This window comes from Salinispora cortesiana, assembly GCF_000484695.1.
Classification (GTDB): Bacteria; Actinomycetota; Actinomycetes; order Mycobacteriales; family Micromonosporaceae; genus Micromonospora; species Micromonospora cortesiana.
In genome coordinates this window covers 1-16,209 of the sequence record NZ_AXVR01000076.1, presented here as the reverse complement: position 1 = coordinate 16,209, position 16,209 = coordinate 1, and the positions used below count along the sequence as shown (strand labels likewise).

21 protein-coding genes and 1 pseudogene are annotated in these 16,209 nt (G+C 68.4%); 21 read left to right on the top strand and 1 reads right to left on the bottom strand.

Annotation, left to right across the window (positions count from 1 at the left end; translation table 11 throughout):
• The 15 genes from K228_RS0122005 to K228_RS0121930 form a co-directional block, all read left to right on the top strand.
• Window positions 1–287, top strand: a 287-nt coding sequence (locus K228_RS0122005) for a hypothetical protein (RefSeq protein ID WP_025620356.1), incomplete at its 5' end; no start/stop codon positions are given.
• Window positions 288–507: 220 nt separating this feature from the next.
• On the top strand, window positions 508–1,023 hold the full coding sequence (locus K228_RS0122000) for a helix-turn-helix domain containing protein (protein ID WP_025620355.1): 516 nt from the start codon (window positions 508–510) through the stop codon (window positions 1,021–1,023).
• The gene (locus tag K228_RS0121995; RefSeq protein WP_025620354.1) at window positions 1,013–2,287 is read left to right on the top strand and encodes a PBSX family phage terminase large subunit; all 1,275 of its coding nucleotides are present in this window, start codon (window positions 1,013–1,015) and stop codon (window positions 2,285–2,287) included. The genes K228_RS0122000 and K228_RS0121995 overlap by 11 nt, the downstream gene beginning before the upstream one ends.
• 39 nt (window positions 2,288–2,326) lie before the next feature.
• Window positions 2,327–3,883, top strand: a complete 1,557-nt coding sequence (locus K228_RS0121990; protein WP_029723883.1) for a phage minor capsid protein — start codon at window positions 2,327–2,329, stop codon at window positions 3,881–3,883.
• A 3-nt stretch (window positions 3,884–3,886) separates the two neighbouring features.
• Window positions 3,887–5,026: a phage minor capsid protein gene (locus tag K228_RS0121985; protein WP_025620352.1), complete on the top strand. Its 1,140-nt coding sequence runs from the start codon at window positions 3,887–3,889 to the stop codon at window positions 5,024–5,026.
• A 75-nt stretch (window positions 5,027–5,101) separates the two neighbouring features.
• Window positions 5,102–5,791: a hypothetical protein gene (locus K228_RS26500; RefSeq protein ID WP_025620351.1), complete on the top strand. Its 690-nt coding sequence runs from the start codon at window positions 5,102–5,104 to the stop codon at window positions 5,789–5,791.
• Between the two features lie 28 nt (window positions 5,792–5,819).
• Entirely contained in the window at window positions 5,820–6,695 is an 876-nt protein-coding gene (locus K228_RS0121970; RefSeq protein WP_025620350.1) for a N4-gp56 family major capsid protein, read from the top strand.
• Window positions 6,696–6,706: 11 nt separating this feature from the next.
• Window positions 6,707–6,928, top strand: coding sequence for a hypothetical protein (locus K228_RS0121965; protein ID WP_025620349.1), 222 nt, complete (start codon window positions 6,707–6,709; stop codon window positions 6,926–6,928).
• Between the two features lie 13 nt (window positions 6,929–6,941).
• Complete coding sequence (locus K228_RS0121960; protein WP_025620348.1) at window positions 6,942–7,349, top strand: hypothetical protein; 408 nt, start codon at window positions 6,942–6,944, stop codon at window positions 7,347–7,349.
• The gene (locus tag K228_RS0121955; protein WP_025620347.1) at window positions 7,336–7,677 is read left to right on the top strand and encodes a hypothetical protein; all 342 of its coding nucleotides are present in this window, start codon (window positions 7,336–7,338) and stop codon (window positions 7,675–7,677) included. The genes K228_RS0121960 and K228_RS0121955 overlap by 14 nt, the downstream gene beginning before the upstream one ends.
• A gap of 3 nt (window positions 7,678–7,680) precedes the next feature.
• Window positions 7,681–8,034 (top strand): hypothetical protein, encoded by a 354-nt coding sequence (locus K228_RS0121950; protein WP_025620346.1) that lies wholly within the window; start codon window positions 7,681–7,683, stop codon window positions 8,032–8,034.
• Window position 8,035: 1 nt separating this feature from the next.
• On the top strand, window positions 8,036–8,488 hold the full coding sequence (locus K228_RS0121945) for a minor capsid protein (RefSeq protein ID WP_025620345.1): 453 nt from the start codon (window positions 8,036–8,038) through the stop codon (window positions 8,486–8,488).
• A gap of 16 nt (window positions 8,489–8,504) precedes the next feature.
• Window positions 8,505–9,275: a phage tail tube protein gene (locus K228_RS0121940; protein ID WP_025620344.1), complete on the top strand. Its 771-nt coding sequence runs from the start codon at window positions 8,505–8,507 to the stop codon at window positions 9,273–9,275.
• Window positions 9,275–9,823, top strand: a complete 549-nt coding sequence (locus tag K228_RS0121935; RefSeq protein ID WP_025620343.1) for a DUF7426 family protein — start codon at window positions 9,275–9,277, stop codon at window positions 9,821–9,823. Before K228_RS0121940 ends, K228_RS0121935 begins: the two co-directional genes overlap by 1 nt.
• Window positions 9,820–10,029 carry a hypothetical protein gene (locus K228_RS0121930; protein WP_025620342.1) on the top strand — a complete coding sequence of 70 codons (210 nt, stop codon included), beginning with the start codon at window positions 9,820–9,822 and terminating at the stop codon, window positions 10,027–10,029. The genes K228_RS0121935 and K228_RS0121930 overlap by 4 nt, the downstream gene beginning before the upstream one ends.
• On the opposite strand, the gene K228_RS0121925 is transcribed toward K228_RS0121930, so the two are convergent.
• Entirely contained in the window at window positions 10,023–10,751 is a 729-nt protein-coding gene (locus K228_RS0121925; protein WP_025620341.1) for a hypothetical protein, read from the bottom strand. The two genes, K228_RS0121930 and K228_RS0121925, sit on opposite strands and share 7 nt — an antisense overlap.
• 71 nt (window positions 10,752–10,822) lie before the next feature.
• Between K228_RS0121925 and K228_RS0121920 the strand changes: the two genes are divergently transcribed.
• The 6 genes and pseudogenes from K228_RS0121920 to K228_RS0121895 form a co-directional block, all read left to right on the top strand.
• Entirely contained in the window at window positions 10,823–12,766 is a 1,944-nt protein-coding gene (locus K228_RS0121920) for a phage tail tape measure protein (RefSeq protein ID WP_025620340.1), read from the top strand.
• A 14-nt stretch (window positions 12,767–12,780) separates the two neighbouring features.
• Window positions 12,781–14,925, top strand: coding sequence for a hypothetical protein (locus K228_RS0121915; protein WP_029723881.1), 2,145 nt, complete (start codon window positions 12,781–12,783; stop codon window positions 14,923–14,925).
• 10 nt (window positions 14,926–14,935) lie between these two features.
• Window positions 14,936–15,256, top strand: coding sequence for an H-type lectin domain-containing protein (locus K228_RS0121910; protein WP_025620336.1), 321 nt, complete (start codon window positions 14,936–14,938; stop codon window positions 15,254–15,256).
• A gap of 17 nt (window positions 15,257–15,273) precedes the next feature.
• Entirely contained in the window at window positions 15,274–15,720 is a 447-nt protein-coding gene (locus tag K228_RS0121905) for a hypothetical protein (RefSeq protein ID WP_155251606.1), read from the top strand.
• A gap of 11 nt (window positions 15,721–15,731) precedes the next feature.
• A complete protein-coding gene (locus tag K228_RS28960; protein WP_188116233.1) occupies window positions 15,732–15,875 on the top strand; it encodes a hypothetical protein in 144 nt (47 codons plus the stop codon).
• Window positions 15,853–16,209, top strand: a pseudogene (locus K228_RS0121895) (peptidoglycan-binding protein); the annotation flags it as partial. The gene K228_RS28960 and the pseudogene K228_RS0121895, both read left to right, overlap by 23 nt.

Genomic DNA, 16,209 nt, shown 5'->3' with positions numbered 1-16,209 from the left:
CCGGCCGCTGCCCCGGCGACACCCCACTCACCCGTGACCGCTACGGCACCGCCGCGCAGATCGCCCACGCCCTCGGCCCCGACATCACCGCCGCCCGCGTGCGTGACTGGGCCCGCCGCTCCCGCGACCCCAACGACAGGCTGCACGGCCTCCTGCCCGCCCACCACCTACCCGGGCAAGGACGCGGCACCACCTGGTACCGCTACGACCAGGCCGCCCACGTGGAGATGCTCACCCGAACCACCAGCCGGGGCCGCACGCGTGTCGAGTTGACGGCAGCCGCCTAACCGAGCGATCATGTTTTCACACATCCACCGCATAGGCGGAGTGTGCCCAAGGCCCGGCCGACCACTCAGTGGCGCCGGGCTTTCGCGTACCCACAGACCGGAACGCGACCAGGGCGAGGCGGGCAGGTCGCAGGCTGGGACGGCCTGCCCGCACCAACCCCACGCGAAGCCCACCCCTCCCACCTCTGACCGGGCAAGGCCCGGGACGGAGCGACACACCATGACCGCCCGACCAGTCACCCAGGCCGACTACGACCGAGTCCGCGAACTGCACGCCCAGGGCCTGTCTCGCAACGAGATCGGCCGGACGATCGGCCGCTCCGGACGCACCGTCTCCAGGATCGCCGACCAGCTCGACCTCAGCTTCGACCGGACTGCGACCCGCGCTGCCACCGAGGCCAAAAGAGACGACGCTCGCGCCAAGCGCGCTGCACTGGCCAACGCCCTACTCGACGACGCCAACCGGCTCCGCCAACGACTCTGGCAGGAAGCCTGCTACGTCGACCACGGCGGCAAGGAGTTCTTCCGGGTCGACTGGACGATGCCCGAGCCCACTTTTGCCGACAAGCAGAAGATCATGCAGTCGGTCGGCATTGCCATCGACAAGGCTGTTCGCCTCGACGAATATGACGCCGACCCCGGAATTGACGCCGCGAAGAGCATGCTCGGAGCCCTCGCCCGGAGCCTCGGCGCAGCCTACGAGCAGCTCAACCCCGCCGGATCCGATGGCGGTTGACCTCGACGCGGTCGGCCGCACCCTGTCGCCGATCCACCTCCGTTCCGTGGTGGAGTCCACAGCCCGCCTCAACATCTGGCAGGGCAGCGTCCGGTCCGGTAAAACCGTCGCGTCGCTGCTGCGGCTCCTTTTGGCCATCGCGACCGCGCCCAGCTCCGGCCGGGTCCTGCTGTTCGGCAAGACCCGTGAGTCCGTCAACCGCAACGTGTTCGCGGTACTCACGGATCCGCTCCTGTTCGGGCCGCTCGCCCGCCTGGTCAAGTACAACCCAGGCGCGGCAACCGGCATGATCCTCGGCCGGGAAGTCGACGTCCTGGGCGCGAATGACGCCAAGGCGGAGCCGAAGGTCCGCGGCATGACCTTGTGCCTGGCCTACGGTGACGAACTCACCACGATCCCCGAGGCGTTCTTCACCCAGGTCCTGGCCCGGCTGTCCGTGCCGGGTGCGCAGTTGTTCGGCACCACCAACCCAGACGCCCCCAGTCACTGGCTGCGCAAGAAGTACCTCCTGCGGGCCGGTGAGCTGAACCTGCGCACATGGCACTCCACGCTCGATGACAACCCGCACCTCGACCCGCAGTACGTCCGTGACCTCAAGACCGAGTACGTCGGCCTCTGGTACAAGCGGTTCATCACCGGGGCGTGGGTGCAGGCCGAGGGTGCCGTGTTCGACATGTTCGACGAGGACAAGCACGTCATCGCCGACCTGCCCGCCATCACCCGCTGGCTCGCCGTCGGCATCGACTACGGCACCACCAACGCGTTCGCCGCTGTCCTGGTCGGCTTCGGCGTCGATGGCCGGCTGTACGTGGCCCGGGAATGGCGGCACGACTCGAAGACCGCCCGCCGGCAGATGTCCCCGTACGAGTACTCGCAGGCTGTCCGGTCATGGCTGTCCGGCATCGACCTACCCGGCGGGGACAGGGGTGTCTCCCCCGAGTACGTGCTCGTCGACCCGGCCGCCGCCGACTTCCGCGTCCAGCTCGCCAAGGACGGCCTGCCGAACAAGCCGGGCAAGAACGAGGTGGTGGAGGGCATCCGCACCATGTCGTCGCTGCTGGCCCGCGACCGGCTGCGCATCCACCGGTCGTGCAGCGGCCTCCTCGCCGAGCTGCCCGGATACTCCTGGGACGACAAGGCCGCCGAGCGGGGCCGCGACGAGCCGGTCAAGGCAGACGACCACTCGATCGACGCCACCCGGTACGCCATCCACACCACCCGGGCGATCTGGTGGCACCACCTCCGCGCCGACAACGCTGCCTGAGAGGGGGCACCCGCTGTGCCACTGCCCACCTCCTCCGACATGGCGTGGCCGCCGAAGTCACTGGCCCCGGTCTACAGCAAGCTCGACGAGTGGACGGCCTGGTACTCGGGTGAAACCGCCCGGCTCACCCGCGTCTACCAGGGCACCGACATGAACCGTCCCCCGAACCGGCCCAGCCAGTACCGGGGCGGGCTCGTCGGCTGGATCGCCCGCACCTTCTGGGGCGAGCCCACTCCGGACGGGGAGCAGCGCGCCAAGCTTCATGTGCCGCTGCCCTCCGATATCGCCCAGACGTCGGCGCGGCTGCTCTTCAGCGAGCCCCCCACCCTGAAGGCCAAGAACGCGGCCACCCAAAAGCGGCTGGACGAGCTGGTCGACGACGGCGCCCATGCCACCCTCCTCGCCGCTACGGAGACGGGCGCGGCGAAGGGCGGCGTCTACCTGCGCGTCGTCTGGGACAAGAGCATCCGGCCCCGGCCGTGGCTGTCCCGGGTCGACGCCACCGCGGCGGTGCCCGAGTGGCGGTGGGACACCCTCTGGGCGGTCACCTTCTGGCGAGTCCTGGAGGACGACGGGAACCGGGTGCTGCGGCACCTGGAGCGGCACGAGCGCGGCGCGATCCTCCACGGCCTGTACGAGGGCACCCCGGACCGTCTCGGCAGGCAGGTGGAATTCGGCGCCCACCCAGACGTGGCGTGGCTGGCCGACGTCGCCCCCACCGGGCAGATCGACACGGGCCTGACCGACAGGCTCACCGCCGTCTACATCCCGAACATCACCCCGTCGCGGATCTGGGCCGACCTGCCGGCGGCGGTCAACCTGGGCCGCTCCGACTATGACGGCGTTGAGGGCTTCTTCGACGCCCTCGACGAAACGTGGACGTCCCTGATGCGGGACCTGCGTCTCGCCCGCGCCCGACTGGTCGTGCCCGAGGAGTACCTCACCTCACTCGGGCCCGGAAACGGCGCCGTGTTCGACACGGCGCGGGAGCTGTTCACCCCCATCAAGACGATGGCCGACGACAGCTCCGGGCTGAACATCGAGCTGATCCAGCCGCTCATCCGGGTCGAGGAGCACCTCCGGATGGCCGCCGAGCAGGCCCGCATGATCGTGGAAACGGCCGGCTACTCGGCGCAGTCCTTCGGCATGGCCGGCGGGCCGGCCGTCACCGCCACCGAGGTCACCGCCAGGGAGCGGGAATCGTTCATCGGCCGCGACGCGAAGCTGCTGCACGTCAAACCGCGAACACAGGAGATCACCGAGACGCTCCTCGCCGTGGACGCGGTGCTCTTCAACTCAGGTGTGGCCGTCGAAACCCCGGAGATCGACTTCGGGAGCACTGTCTCCCAGGACCCGGAGTCTCAGGCCCGGACGCTCCAGTTGCTGGATGCCGCGGGCGCGATCTCGACGTACCTGAAGGTGAAGGCGCTGCACCCGGACTGGGAGGAAACGGCGATCCGCGAGGAGGTGGACCGGATCAACGGCGACGCCCCACCGGTCGTGGACGTCGGCAGCAGCCTCGGCGCGCTCGCCGGCAACGAGCCGCCACCCGCCGACCCCGGCCACCAGGGCGACGGGCCGCCGGTCCAGGAGTAGCCCATGGCCCTCACCGGCGACCAGATCGACGCCATCGCCCGCAACACCGTCGACCTGTACCGGGCCGCCGAGCAGGCCATCCTCCGCGAGGTCACCCGCAGGCTGGCCGCCGGCATGGACGCCCCCGACTGGGCCGCCACACGGCTGGGGGCGCTCGGCACGCTACGGCGCACCATCGAGCGGATCCTCGCCGTGGTCGACGCGGACGGATCGGAGCAGATCCGCGAGGCGCTCGCCCGCGCGTACCGCTCCGGACGGGCCGCAGCGACCACCGGCCTGCCGGCGGCGCTTCTGCCCCGCGACCCGGACGCCGTCCGGGCGGCAGGGCTGGCCGCCGAGCGGGGCATCCGCGCCGCCGTAGTGGAGAACCTCGCCGCCGCGCTGCTCGACGACGTGGGGCAGCGGCACTCCAACGTGCTGCGGCACGTCCTCGACGTGTACCGGGCGGTCGTCCAGCAGGCCACCGCCGTGTCGGTGGCGGGCGGGCAAACCCGCCGGCAGGCGTCGCAGTTGGCCTATCAGAGGTTCATAGACCAGGGCGTGGCCAGCTTCACCGACTCGCGCGGGCGGATGTGGCGGCTCTCCTCGTACGCCGAGATGGCCGTCCGCACCGTCACCCAACGCGCCGCCGTCCAAGGCCAAACCGACCGGCTCCAGTCGATGGGCCTGGACCTGGTCATCGTGTCCAACAGCCCCCGCGAGTGCCCGCTCTGCCGGCCGTGGGAGGGCAAGGTGCTGTCCATCTCCGGGCGGCAGCGCGGCCGGGTTGAGCTGGCCAGCATGGTCGGCACCGTCAGCGTGGACATCGCTGGCAGCGTCGACGAGGCGCGCGCCGACGGGCTGATGCACCCCAACTGCACCCACAGCCTGCGCGCGTACCTGCCCGGGGCGACGAAGCGGCCCACCGGCAGGCTGGCCAACCCGAAGGGCTACGAGGCGAAGGACCGGCAGCGGGCCATCGAGCGGCAGATCCGCCGCTGGAAGGAACGCGAGGCGGGCGCGCTCGATGACGCCGGCAAGGCGACCGCGTCGGCGAAGGTCCGCCAGTGGCAAGCCAGCATGCGCGACCACCTTGCCAAGCACCCCGAGCTGAAGCGGCTTCCGTATCGGGAGCAGATCGGCGCGGGCAACCTGCCCCGATAAACCCCGCTGCCTGGCGCAGCGGTCGACCGCACGGACGGCCGGGCGCCGACCGTCGACACCCAGGAGACACCCACCGTGGAAACCGCCACCGCGACCGCCGAGGGCACCCAGACTGGCACCGAGCAGCAGCCGGCCACCACCGGCCAGCAGCAGCCCGCCCAGCCGGCCGGCCAGGAGCCGACCGGCGAGCGGGTGGAAGACCTGCCCTCATGGGCGCAGAAGGTCCTCCGCGACGCCCGCCAGGGCGAGGCCAAGGCCCGCACCGAGGCCAAGGCGCAAGCCGCCACCGAAGCCGCCGAGCAGGCCCGCCAGGACCTGGCGCAGAAGCTGCTCGCCGTTCTCGACCCGAAGGCGGCCGACGGGAAGCAGGCCGACCCGGCGCAGCTCACCCAGCAGGTCACCAAGCTGGCCGACGCCAACCGTGATGTCACCATCGAGCTGGCCATCTGGAAGAACGCCAAGAACGCCGGCGCGAACCCGCAGGCGCTCACCGACAGCCGCTCCTTCATGGAGCGTGCGCACAACCTCGACCCGACCGCCGATGACTTCGCCGCGAAGCTCCGCGACGCGATGAAGAAGGCGATCGACGAGAACCCCCAGTACCGCGAGGCAGGCCAGGCGCCCGCGCGCAGCGGAGGCGAGTTCACCGGCGGGCCCGGTGGAGATGCCGTCACCCCGGAGCAGTTCAAGCGGATGAGCGTCGCTCAGCGGCAGGAGCTGTTCCAACGGGACCCCACCACGTACCGCAAGCTCGCGGGCCGGTAGCCCGCCTCACTGATCCAGGAGCCCCACCGTGGCACTCACCGACTCCACCAAGCTGTACTCCCCGGAAGTCTGGGAGGACATGGCCCAGGCCGAGTTCACCGGCAAGGTCGTCGTCGCCAACGCCGCCCTGTCCGACGACACCCTCGTCGGCAACCCGGGCAACACCGTCGACTTCCCCAAGTGGGACGCGCTCGGCGAGCTGGACGACCTCACCGAAGGCGTCGCCATGACCACCGAAGCGCTGACCCAGTCCGCGACCAAGGCCACCATCAGGGAGGCCGGCAAGGCGGTCGAGATCACCGACAATGCCATGCTGACCGGCCTCGGTGACCCGCAGGGCGAGGCGATCCGGCAGTTCGGTGTCCTCGCCGCCCGCAAGGTCGACGCTGACCTCATCGCTGCGGCGACCGCGACAGTGTCCAACGGCGTCACCCGCCCGGACGGCAGCATCGTCGGGGACTCGGCGCCGCTGGCCAACACCCTCACCACCGGCAACACGGTCCTGACCTGGGATCACATCGTCGACTCGATCGCCCAGTTCGGCGACGACTTCGACCTGGCCGACGTGTGGGGCATGTTCGTCCGCTCGGACGCCATCTCCGCCCTTCACAAGGACGACCAGTTCATCTCAGCCTCCCAGGTGCAGAGCGGCAACAACATCGTGCTGCGCGGCTTCCTCGGCCAGATCGGCGGCATGCCGGTCTACGTCACCGACCGGCTCGCCGCCCGCACCTCGCTGATCGTCAAACGCAACTCGCTCGGCGTGCTGTGGAAGCGCCGGCCGATCGTCGAGCAGGACCGGGACATCCTGAAGCGCTCCAACGTGGTAACCACGAACCTCCACTACGCGGTAAAGCGCCTCAACGACAAGGGCGTCGTAGTCATCACGACGTCGGCGTCCTGATGGGTGTAGGGATGCTCCGCCGCTATCACACGCAGGCGCCGAAGCACGTCAACGAGCCCGGGGACGTCGAGGCCGCTCCAAAGGCCCAGGCACTCACCGAGACGCCGGCCGGGAACGCTTCCGCCGAGCAGTGGCGCACGTACGCCATCGAGCAGCGGGGAGCGGACCCGGAGCAGGTCGCCGGCATGAAGCGCGACGAGCTGCGCGAGCAGTACGGGCCGAAACCCGAGTAAGGAGGGCAGCAGCGTGGCATACGCAACCGAGGTGGAGCTGACCGCCTACCCGGTGACGGTGCCGACCGGCGCGTCCGCCGCGTTGCTGCTCACCCGAGCTAGCAGGGATGTCGACAGGGCGCTGCTGTGCGCCGTGTACGACGTGACGGATGCGGAGGTGATCGCCGCCCTGCGGGATGCTACGTGTGAGCAGGTCGCCGGGATGATCGCCGCCGGGGACATCACCGGCACCGGTGCCATGCCGCCGACCGCGAGCTTCGCGATCGGGAAGGTCAGCGTGGTGCGTGGTGGGCAGGGTGCTGGCGGATCCAGCCAGCAAGCACGCAAGATCAACGGGCTGTGGCCGCAGGCATGGCAGACACTCCAGGCCGCCGGACTAACCGGGCAAGGACCGCAGGAGCCCTGGCATGGACTGGGCTGAATTCGTTGCTGTCCACATCCCTACCCCGACGACGGTCAGCGTGCAGGCGTACGAGGGATCCGGCGCCTACGGAGACGTGTTCGCCGACCCGGCCGATGTCACGCCGTGCGTGGTAGAGCAGACCCGCCGCCTGGTGCGGGTACAAACCCAGGACGCAGCCGGCGCCGAACAGGTCAGCTCCACCACCGTCTACTGCCCGCCAGGCACCGTCTGTCCACCCGGCTCCCGGGTCACCTGGGCCGGCCGAACCTCACGGGTCCTGGCTCGCTCCGACCTATCCGCGCACGGCCTGGACTTGCCGGAGCACGTCGAGCTGAACCTGGAGTAGACGATGGCCGACGATTTCCGGCTGGAATGGGACGGAGCCAGGGTGCTCGCCGCGCTGTCCGACGCGGGCATGGACGGCCTGGAGTTGGCCGCCGAGCACCTGCTCCAGGTGTCGTCGTCGCTGGCGCCGCACGAGGAGGGCGACCTGGAGCGCTCCGGTGAGGTCACCATCGACCCCGGCTCCGGCACCGTCGCCGTGTCCTACGACAGGCCATACGCCGTCCGGCAGCACGAGGACATGACGTTGCGGCACGACGACGGCCGGCAGGCCAAATTCCTGGAGCAGCCGATGTCGACGGAGCGGGACGTGATGCTCGCGCTGGCGATGAGGGCTACCGGGAAGCCACTGAAGGGATGACATGGCACTCGGTGACGGCTGGACCTCCCAACTGCTAACCGGCATCGCCGAACTGCTCCACACCGGCGGCGCCGGAACCTGGCGCACAACCGGCGCCTACCAGGCCGGCGAGACAGCCATCGTCATCCGCGCCATCCCGCAGCACCCGGACCGGCTGATCACCCTCACCGCCTACACGGCCGGAGACGACCTGCCCGGCATGGCCGACCACACGGTGGGAGTGCAGGTCCGGTGTCGGGGACTACCCGATGATCCGCGCAGCGTCGAAGACATCGCCGACGCCGTCTTCGAGCTGCTCGACAGCCTCGGCCGGACCACCCTCGGCACGGTGCAGGTCGTGGACGTGACCCGCCGCAACCACACCTCCCTCGGCCAGGACACCAACCGCCGGTGGGAGTCGTCCAGCAACTACTACGTCGAGGCGATGCGCCCGACGCTCAATCGCACCGACTGAGAGGCAGGGCCGCGTCATGGCGACCACCCCGACCACCCGGGTCACCGAGCTGGCCCGCACGCACCGACTCGACATCGACACCGCCACCTACCCAGCCATCAACTACCAGCAGCTCATGGGCATCGAGGAGGTCAAGCTCCTGGAAGAGCTGCGCACCGAGGACGACGAGGTCTACGACGACAACGGGGCGATGCGGGAGGAAGTCACGGGCTACGCCTGGCGAATCGAAGTCAAGATCGCCTGGTCGACCAACTTCGCCGGCACCGCCGTCGATGCCGTGCAGGCGTTCCTCCGCAGCCGATTCAAGGCTCTCCGGACATCCAGCACCGGGAACGCCGAGTTCGGGGTCCGCTGGTACAACCGCGAGGGCCTCGACGACGGCAACTCCCACGAGGGCCGCGTCTACGTCAAGTCGTGGGCGCCCAGCGGCGGCAAGGGCCGCGAAACCATCGACATAGTGCTCCAGGGGCAGGGCCAGATCACCGACATCACCAACCCCGCCGGCTCCCTCATCCCAACGGTCACCAGCATCTTCCCGACCTCCGGCTCAACGGCCGGATCCGACCAGGTCGTAGACATCTACGGGCAGCACTACCGGCCCAACGGCGTCACCGACGTGACCGCGGTTGAGTTTGGCGGAACGCCGGCCGTTGGCTACACGGTCGTCTCCGACAGCCACATCGTGGCAGTCCCGCCCGCCGGCCTCGCCGGCACCGTCCAGGTCCAGGTCACCACCACCGCCGGGGCCAGCACGGACACGCCCGCCGACGACTACACCTACGCCTGATGGGTGCGCGTCTCGCCGACCTCGACGCCTACTGGTCGCCAGGGCTCACGCTGACGGTCAAGGGCCGCGAGTACACCCTGCCGCTGCCCTCAGCCGAGCTGGGCCTATGGTGCCGCCGCCTGGCCGAGGTCACCGGAGAGGTCCACAACGCCAGCAGCGAGCAGGAGATCCAGGCAGCGGTCGCCCGCATCGAGGCCCTGCCCCAGCTCCCCGGTGACCTCAGCCTGCCGGAGCGAGTCCTCGGCGACGTCTACCAGCAGATGGCCGCCGACCAAGTTCCCGACCCGTACATCCAGTTCTGCGGGCAGACCGGCTACATCTGGATCATCGGCGGAGAAGACACCGCCGAACGATACTGGACCTCCGGGGGCCGCCCGGAAGCCCAACGCCCGACGAACCGACAGGCACGTCGGGCGCAGAACCGGGCCCAGACTGGCGGGAACCGTACGGCCGGGGACGAAAAGACCCCGCCACCGGCCTCCACGAGTGGTACGACATCCCCGCCGACACCCGCGCACAGGAACAGGGGACGCCGGAAGGCACGGTGAGCTGGAGCGCCCTACTCGCACAGTGGGCACTCATCGAAGCCGACCTACACGACGTGTACGGCATCGACGTTGAGGACCGGACCCTGATGCGAACCCGGTCCTGGCGATGGCTCCAGACACGCATCCTCGGTCTACTCGCCGCCGACACCCGCACCTACCGGGCCCTCGCACCCGAGCCCGAACTCCCCGAGATACCTGGTCAGTAAGTCGGGCAGATGTACGTACGCACCACGGCAAGGATCTTCTCGGCCTTCGCCTCGCCAAACCCCTCAGAGTAACCGGGTGCGGTGAACCGTAGGTTCGTCAACTCAACAAGCTTAGATTGGTCGTCCGGCCACTGCTTCACGCTGCCGCATTGGCTGCGACCTCGGCTAATCAAAGTTCTCTCGTCCTTGGTTCCGACGATCGCAGGGTCGATCTCCTTGAGCTCGGCGATGTACGCATCCCAGCTTTCCTTGTCGGGCTCAGGGGGGATATCGAGGCCGTGTGCTGTGGCAACGGCAGGAGACGCCGATACAGGGCAGGTTGGGTCCTGGTCCATCTGGACATCGAACTGCCCGTCGTCCAGGCCCGTTCGGACACTGCCGAGCGTGCCGATCCCGAACCGGACGGTGGCCAGCCGGTTGTCGGACGTCGCGCTGCCACTGGTGGAGCAGTTGATGGACACGAAATAGCTGGTCTCCCTGGTTTGCTTACTCCGCAGATCGACGCCGATGGCCTCTACCTGGCCGGCGGTAAGCACCTCGTCCACCTCGACAACGATGTCCCCACCCTCCTGATTGGCCACGGTGTAGGCGGGAAGGTTCTCGAGTTCGGTGTCGTCGCCAACCAGGCCGCCGATCAGGCCGGCGCACAGCACGAGCGTCAGCGCCCCGGCGACGGCACTGAGTACGACGACGGCTGTCGACGGTTTCCGTTTCTGACTCATCTTCAACCTTCCGTAGCTCGCTGGTGACGCGAGCACCGTACACAAGGCACACCCCGTTGGAGGCGACCGACATGGCATTGAAGCTCGGCGAGTTGGTTGCCTATCTCAAGGCCGACAACACACACCTCGCCAAGGGCATGAAAGCCGCCGAGGGCAAGATGCGGCAGCTCGGCGAGCGAGCCAAGCAGCACGGCCCCGTCCTGGGTGCCGCGCTCGCCGCAGGAATCGGCGCCGGCCTGGTCGAGGGCCTGCACATGGACGCCGCCCGCGCGAAACTAACCGCCCGGGTGGGTGATCCGGCGCTGGCGCAGTCAATCGGTGAGGCTGCCGGGCGGGTATATGCCCGTGGGTTCGGCGAGTCGGCGGATCAGGTGATGGAAGCCACGCAGGCGGTGGTCTCCTCGCACCTGGCGGCGGTCGACGACGCCGGAGCGATCGAGCGGATGACCGTCAAGGTGCAGGCCTACGCGTCCGCGTGGGGGACCGATGTCGCTACGGCCGCCCAGTACGCGTCCACGCTTATCGGCTCGGGGTTGGTGCGCGACGCCGACCACGCCATGGACCTGATCACCGCCGCGTCCAAACGGGTGCCGATAGCGCTACGAGAAGACGTCCTGGAGACCGCAGACGAGTACGGGCAGTTCTTTCGGACGTTGGGGTTCGACGGGGAACAAGCGTTCGCGCTCCTGACAGCCGCCAGCAAAAAAGGCGGTATCAGCATCGACAAAACCGGCGACGCGCTCAAAGAGTTCACCGCCCTGGCCACTGACATGTCTACGTCCTCGGTGGACGCCTACAAGGCGATCGGGTTGAACGCCAAAACGATGTCCAACCAGATCCTCGCCGGTGGTGACACCGCGCATGCCGCTCTCCAGAAGATCACCGCCGGCCTGTTGTCAATCAAGGATCCTACCGAGCAGGCGACCGCCGCCATCGCCCTGTTCGGCACCCCCCTCGAGGACCTCAACGTCGCAGATATCCCTGGTTTCCTGCACAACCTGGCGGCGGTAGGCGATGGCTTCGATGGCGTGGCGGGGGCCAGCGACAAGGCATCCAAGAAGCTTGAGGACACCACCATCCAGCGGCTGCTGGCGTTCAAACGCACAATCCTGGTCGCGTTGGGTGACATGCTGGGTTGGCTGTCTCGAAACAGTGATTGGGTGGTGCCGCTGGCGACCGGGCTGGGAATCCTCGCCGGGGTGATCGGCACGATCATCGTGGTCACCAAGGCGTGGGTGGCGGTGCAGACGGCCCTCAATGTGGTGATGGCTCTCAGTCCAATCGGGTGGATCGTGCTGGGCATTATCGCCCTCGTTGCTGCGATCGTATGGATTGCGACGAAAACGACGTGGTTCCAGGATCTGTGGAGTGCCGCGTGGGGTGGTATCAAGGCCGCTGCCGAATGGGTGCTGAATTGGATTGTTGACGGCTGGGAATGGGCGATAGGGATACTTGCTTCCGGGGCGCGGACGTGGTGGTCGTTGTTTTCGGGGACCTGGCGCAAGGTCGGTGAGCTGGGGCGCGCTGTCTTCGACTGGATTGTCGATAAGGGCTCCACGTGGCTGCGTTGGGTAGCCGGGCTTCCCGGGCGAGTTGGACGGGCGACGTGGGGACTCTTCGACGGGCTCAAGGCCGCCTTCAAGAGCGCCCTGAACTGGATTATCGGCAAATGGAACCGGCTGTCCTTCCGCATTCCCGGCGTCTCCGTTCCAGGTTTGGGTCAGGTGTGGGGCGGCGCGACCTTGTCCACCCCGAACATCCCGTACCTGGCGAAGGGCGGTACCGCACTCGCGCCAGGTCTCGCCGTGGTCGGTGAGCGTGGGCCCGAGGTGGCGTACCTCAACCGCGGGGCCACGATCCAGCCACTCGGGGCCGGAACGGCTACGACCACACCGGGTCGGCTGCTGCTCACCGGAGAGTTCCGGGTCCGCGGCGGCGATCTGGTCCTGGTGCTGCGGGAGCAGGTCGCTGGCCGCGGCGGCAACGTGCAGCAGGTCATCGGATCCAACCAGTAGTAGGAGGCGGAGGTATGGGCTGGATTGACGGGGATCCGCTCGACGTGCGGATCAGGGCGGCGTTCGGCGCTGACCTGAATGCCGACCCCGGGACGTGGGTGTGGACCGACCTCACGCCCTTTTGGTGGCCATCGGATCCGATCGAGTTGGAGTGGGGGCGCCAAGCCAGCGCTACCCGGCCCGAGTCGTCGACATGCGCGCTGACGCTACGCAACAGCGACGGCCGGTTCACCCCCGGGCATGCGGCGTCTCCATACTGGCCGCACGTGCGCACCTGGACACCAGTCAGTGTGGACGTGCACCTAGGTGACGGGGCTGGATGGCGTAACCGTCACTCCGGCTACGTGCGGAGCTGGTCGGTGACCTGGCCGGGCCGCTCCGGCAAGCTCGCCGTGGCACGCATTGAGTCGGTGGGCGTGCTCGGACGGCTGGGACGTGGATCCCCGCCGACCCGATCACCGGTGAACCGGACAATACTCGCCGCCAGTGACGGACTGCTGGCCTACTGGCCGTGTGAGGACGAGGCCGACGCGACGGGGGCGGCATCCGGCATCCGCGGCGTAGCGCCGATGCAAGCAGACGGGACCGTGAAGTTCGCCGCCGGGGGCGTGGACATCAGCGTCGGGGGCACCCAACGGTGGGGCACCAAATCCCTGCCGCTACTGGCCGACGGTGGTTCCCTATCCGGTCGGGCGCCGGCCGGGACCAGCAGCCCTGTCGCCTGGACGCTGGAGGCGTTCTGGCAGACGGGAAACCCCGTGGGCGAGGTTGTCCTGCTGCGATGGGCCACCCCCGCCGGGACGTTCGTGCGCTGGGACTTTGTCGACGACTACAACGACGTCTACGGCACCTATCTGGTGGCCTACACCGCGTCAGGTTCGCCGACAGTCGTCTGGAGTGTGCCGACAAGGTACGTCGGGCCCTTCACTCTCAGGATATCCGCCGTCCAGAACGGCGGGTCGATCGACGTGAAAGTCATGACGTCTTCGCGGACCATAGGGTCGGTGACCGTCACCGGCACCCTGGGCCGGATCGACACCATCGCGCTCAACCCTGACCAACGCGTGTTCGAGTCTGTCGGCCTCGATTTCGTCGCGGGGCATCTACGGGTGTGGGACAGCGCGACGTCGCCACTCACGTCATCACGGGTAGACGCCCACCCGCGCGAGCAGGCGCACCTGCGGCTGGCCCGGCTGTGCGCAGAGGAGGGCGTCGCCCTGTCGGTGCCGACAATCCCCGATGAGGGCGCGACGGCGATGGGCGTGCAGCCAGACGGCACCCCACTCGACCTGTACCAACAGTGCGAGCAGGTCGACCTCGGCATCATCTACGAGTCCGGACACGGGTTGGCGTACCTGCCTCGCTGGTCCCGATACAACGCCCCGCCCGCTCTGGAGGTCGATGCCGCCGACCGGCAGCTCGGCGGGCACTTCACCCCGGCCGCCAACGACCAGCAGCTGCGTAATCACTGGACGGTCACACGCATCGGTGGTTCCAGCGCGGTCGCCGCCGACGAGGACTCGATCACCCAGCGAGGTCTGATCCCGTCGAGCCCCCGCCTCAATCTGGCGTCTGACAACCAGCTGCAGCATCACGCCAATTGGCGGCTATGGATGTATGGCCAGGCGGGCACCCGGTATCGCCTCACCGTGCCGCTGCACACTCACTCCGGCCGTGCACTGACCGCGGACTGGGTAACCTGCCAGCCCGGCTCCCGGGTGCAGGTGATCAACGCCCCCGACGCGGCGACAACCGACACGATCGACCAGACCCTCGTGCACGCACGCGAGACGATCACCGGCCGACGCCGGTGGACGGTCGAGCTTGCCACCGAGCCGGCGGACCGGTGGGACGTAGCCACTATTGACGGCCCGCAGCGGGTCGCGGCGGACGGCTCCACCATCGCGGCCGTGGACACCTCCGCGCTCTCCCTCACGTTGACCTCGACCGCCGCAAATGGCGGATGGACCACGGATCCCGCGGATTTCTCGATGGATCTCCGAATCGGTGGCGGTGAACGCGTCACCGCCACCGCAATCACCGGCACCGGACTCACCCAGACCGTGACCCTGTCCGCGCGCGGCGTCAACGGAGTCTCGCGGTCCTGGCCGGACGGCACGGAGGTGCAGGTATGGGCGCCGGCCGTGGCGCCCCTGTGAGGAGGACAGGATGACGCACTGGCAGTCCGGGATGCTGATCACCCCGGCCCGGCTGGGGGAACAGGAAAGCGGGCAGGTAGACGTGTCATTTACTAACCTCGCACTCTATACCCAGCCCGTCGCATTTGCGGAGCCATTCGCGGCAACGCCGCGCGTGACGACGCAGATTGTGTCGGGGGCCGGCCCTACTGCCCGCTGGGGCTCCCGGCCAATCAACATCACCACAACAGGGTTCACCTTGTTCGTTTTCCGCGGGGATGGCGTCAGCCCGGGCAGCACCTGGGATGACATACCCGTGCAGTGGATTGCTGTACTGGAGGGGACATCGTGACGCACTGGCAATCCGGCATGATCCTCACCGCCGAGCGGCTCGGCGGCGCGGTCTGCGTGATGACGACGACAGCCACACCATCAATACCACACGCCTCCTACACCAAAGTGGAGCTCACGAGCACCAGCGAGGATTCGGGTGGTATGGCGGATCCGGCCAACGGCCGGATCGTCTGTACCCGAGCAGGGCTCTATCGCGTGGCGGCGGCGGTCGGGTTCAGCCTCAATTCGGTCGGGTCGCGCGCTCTCGCCGTGTATCGCTTCAACAGCTCCGCCGGCATCGGGACCGCGGTCCCGGCAACACCCTCCGGGATCAGTGCGCGACTATCGACGTCCGGGCTCATCCGGCTAGCCGTCGGCCACTACCTCGAGATATTTGTGTGGCAAAACAGCGGTGGCTCGCTCAATTTATATAGCCAATTCGGTGTCTCAGCACGCCTCGATGCCGAATGGGTATCCCAATGACAAGGAGCAAAATGTCCAACATTCCGCATCCGGTCGCCGATGAGGTCCCGGAGCAGCATATCGGGGAGCAGCTCCCCGACCCCTGGAGCGACCCCGCCGAAACCGACTGGCCAATCATGGAGGTGAGCACCGATGGCATGGACAGTGGTACCTAACCTGGATGAAGTCCGCGATCAACTCGACAAGCGGTTCCCCAAGCGAGACACCAGATCGGACGGATCGATCGGCGACACCTCCCACCAAAGCTACCCGTCGAGCCACAACCCAGACCGGACCGGCCGGCCGGAGTACCGCGACGGCGACAACCTCGACGAGGTACGGGCCCGGGACTTCGACGCCGACCTACGCGACCCGGACGGGGTCACGATGGAACAGGTCGTGCAACTGTGGGTGACCCTCGCCCGCTCCGGCGCCCTATGGTGGGTGCGGTACATCATCTACCAGCGCCGGATCTGGCACCGCCGCCACGGCTTCGCCACCCACGCCTAC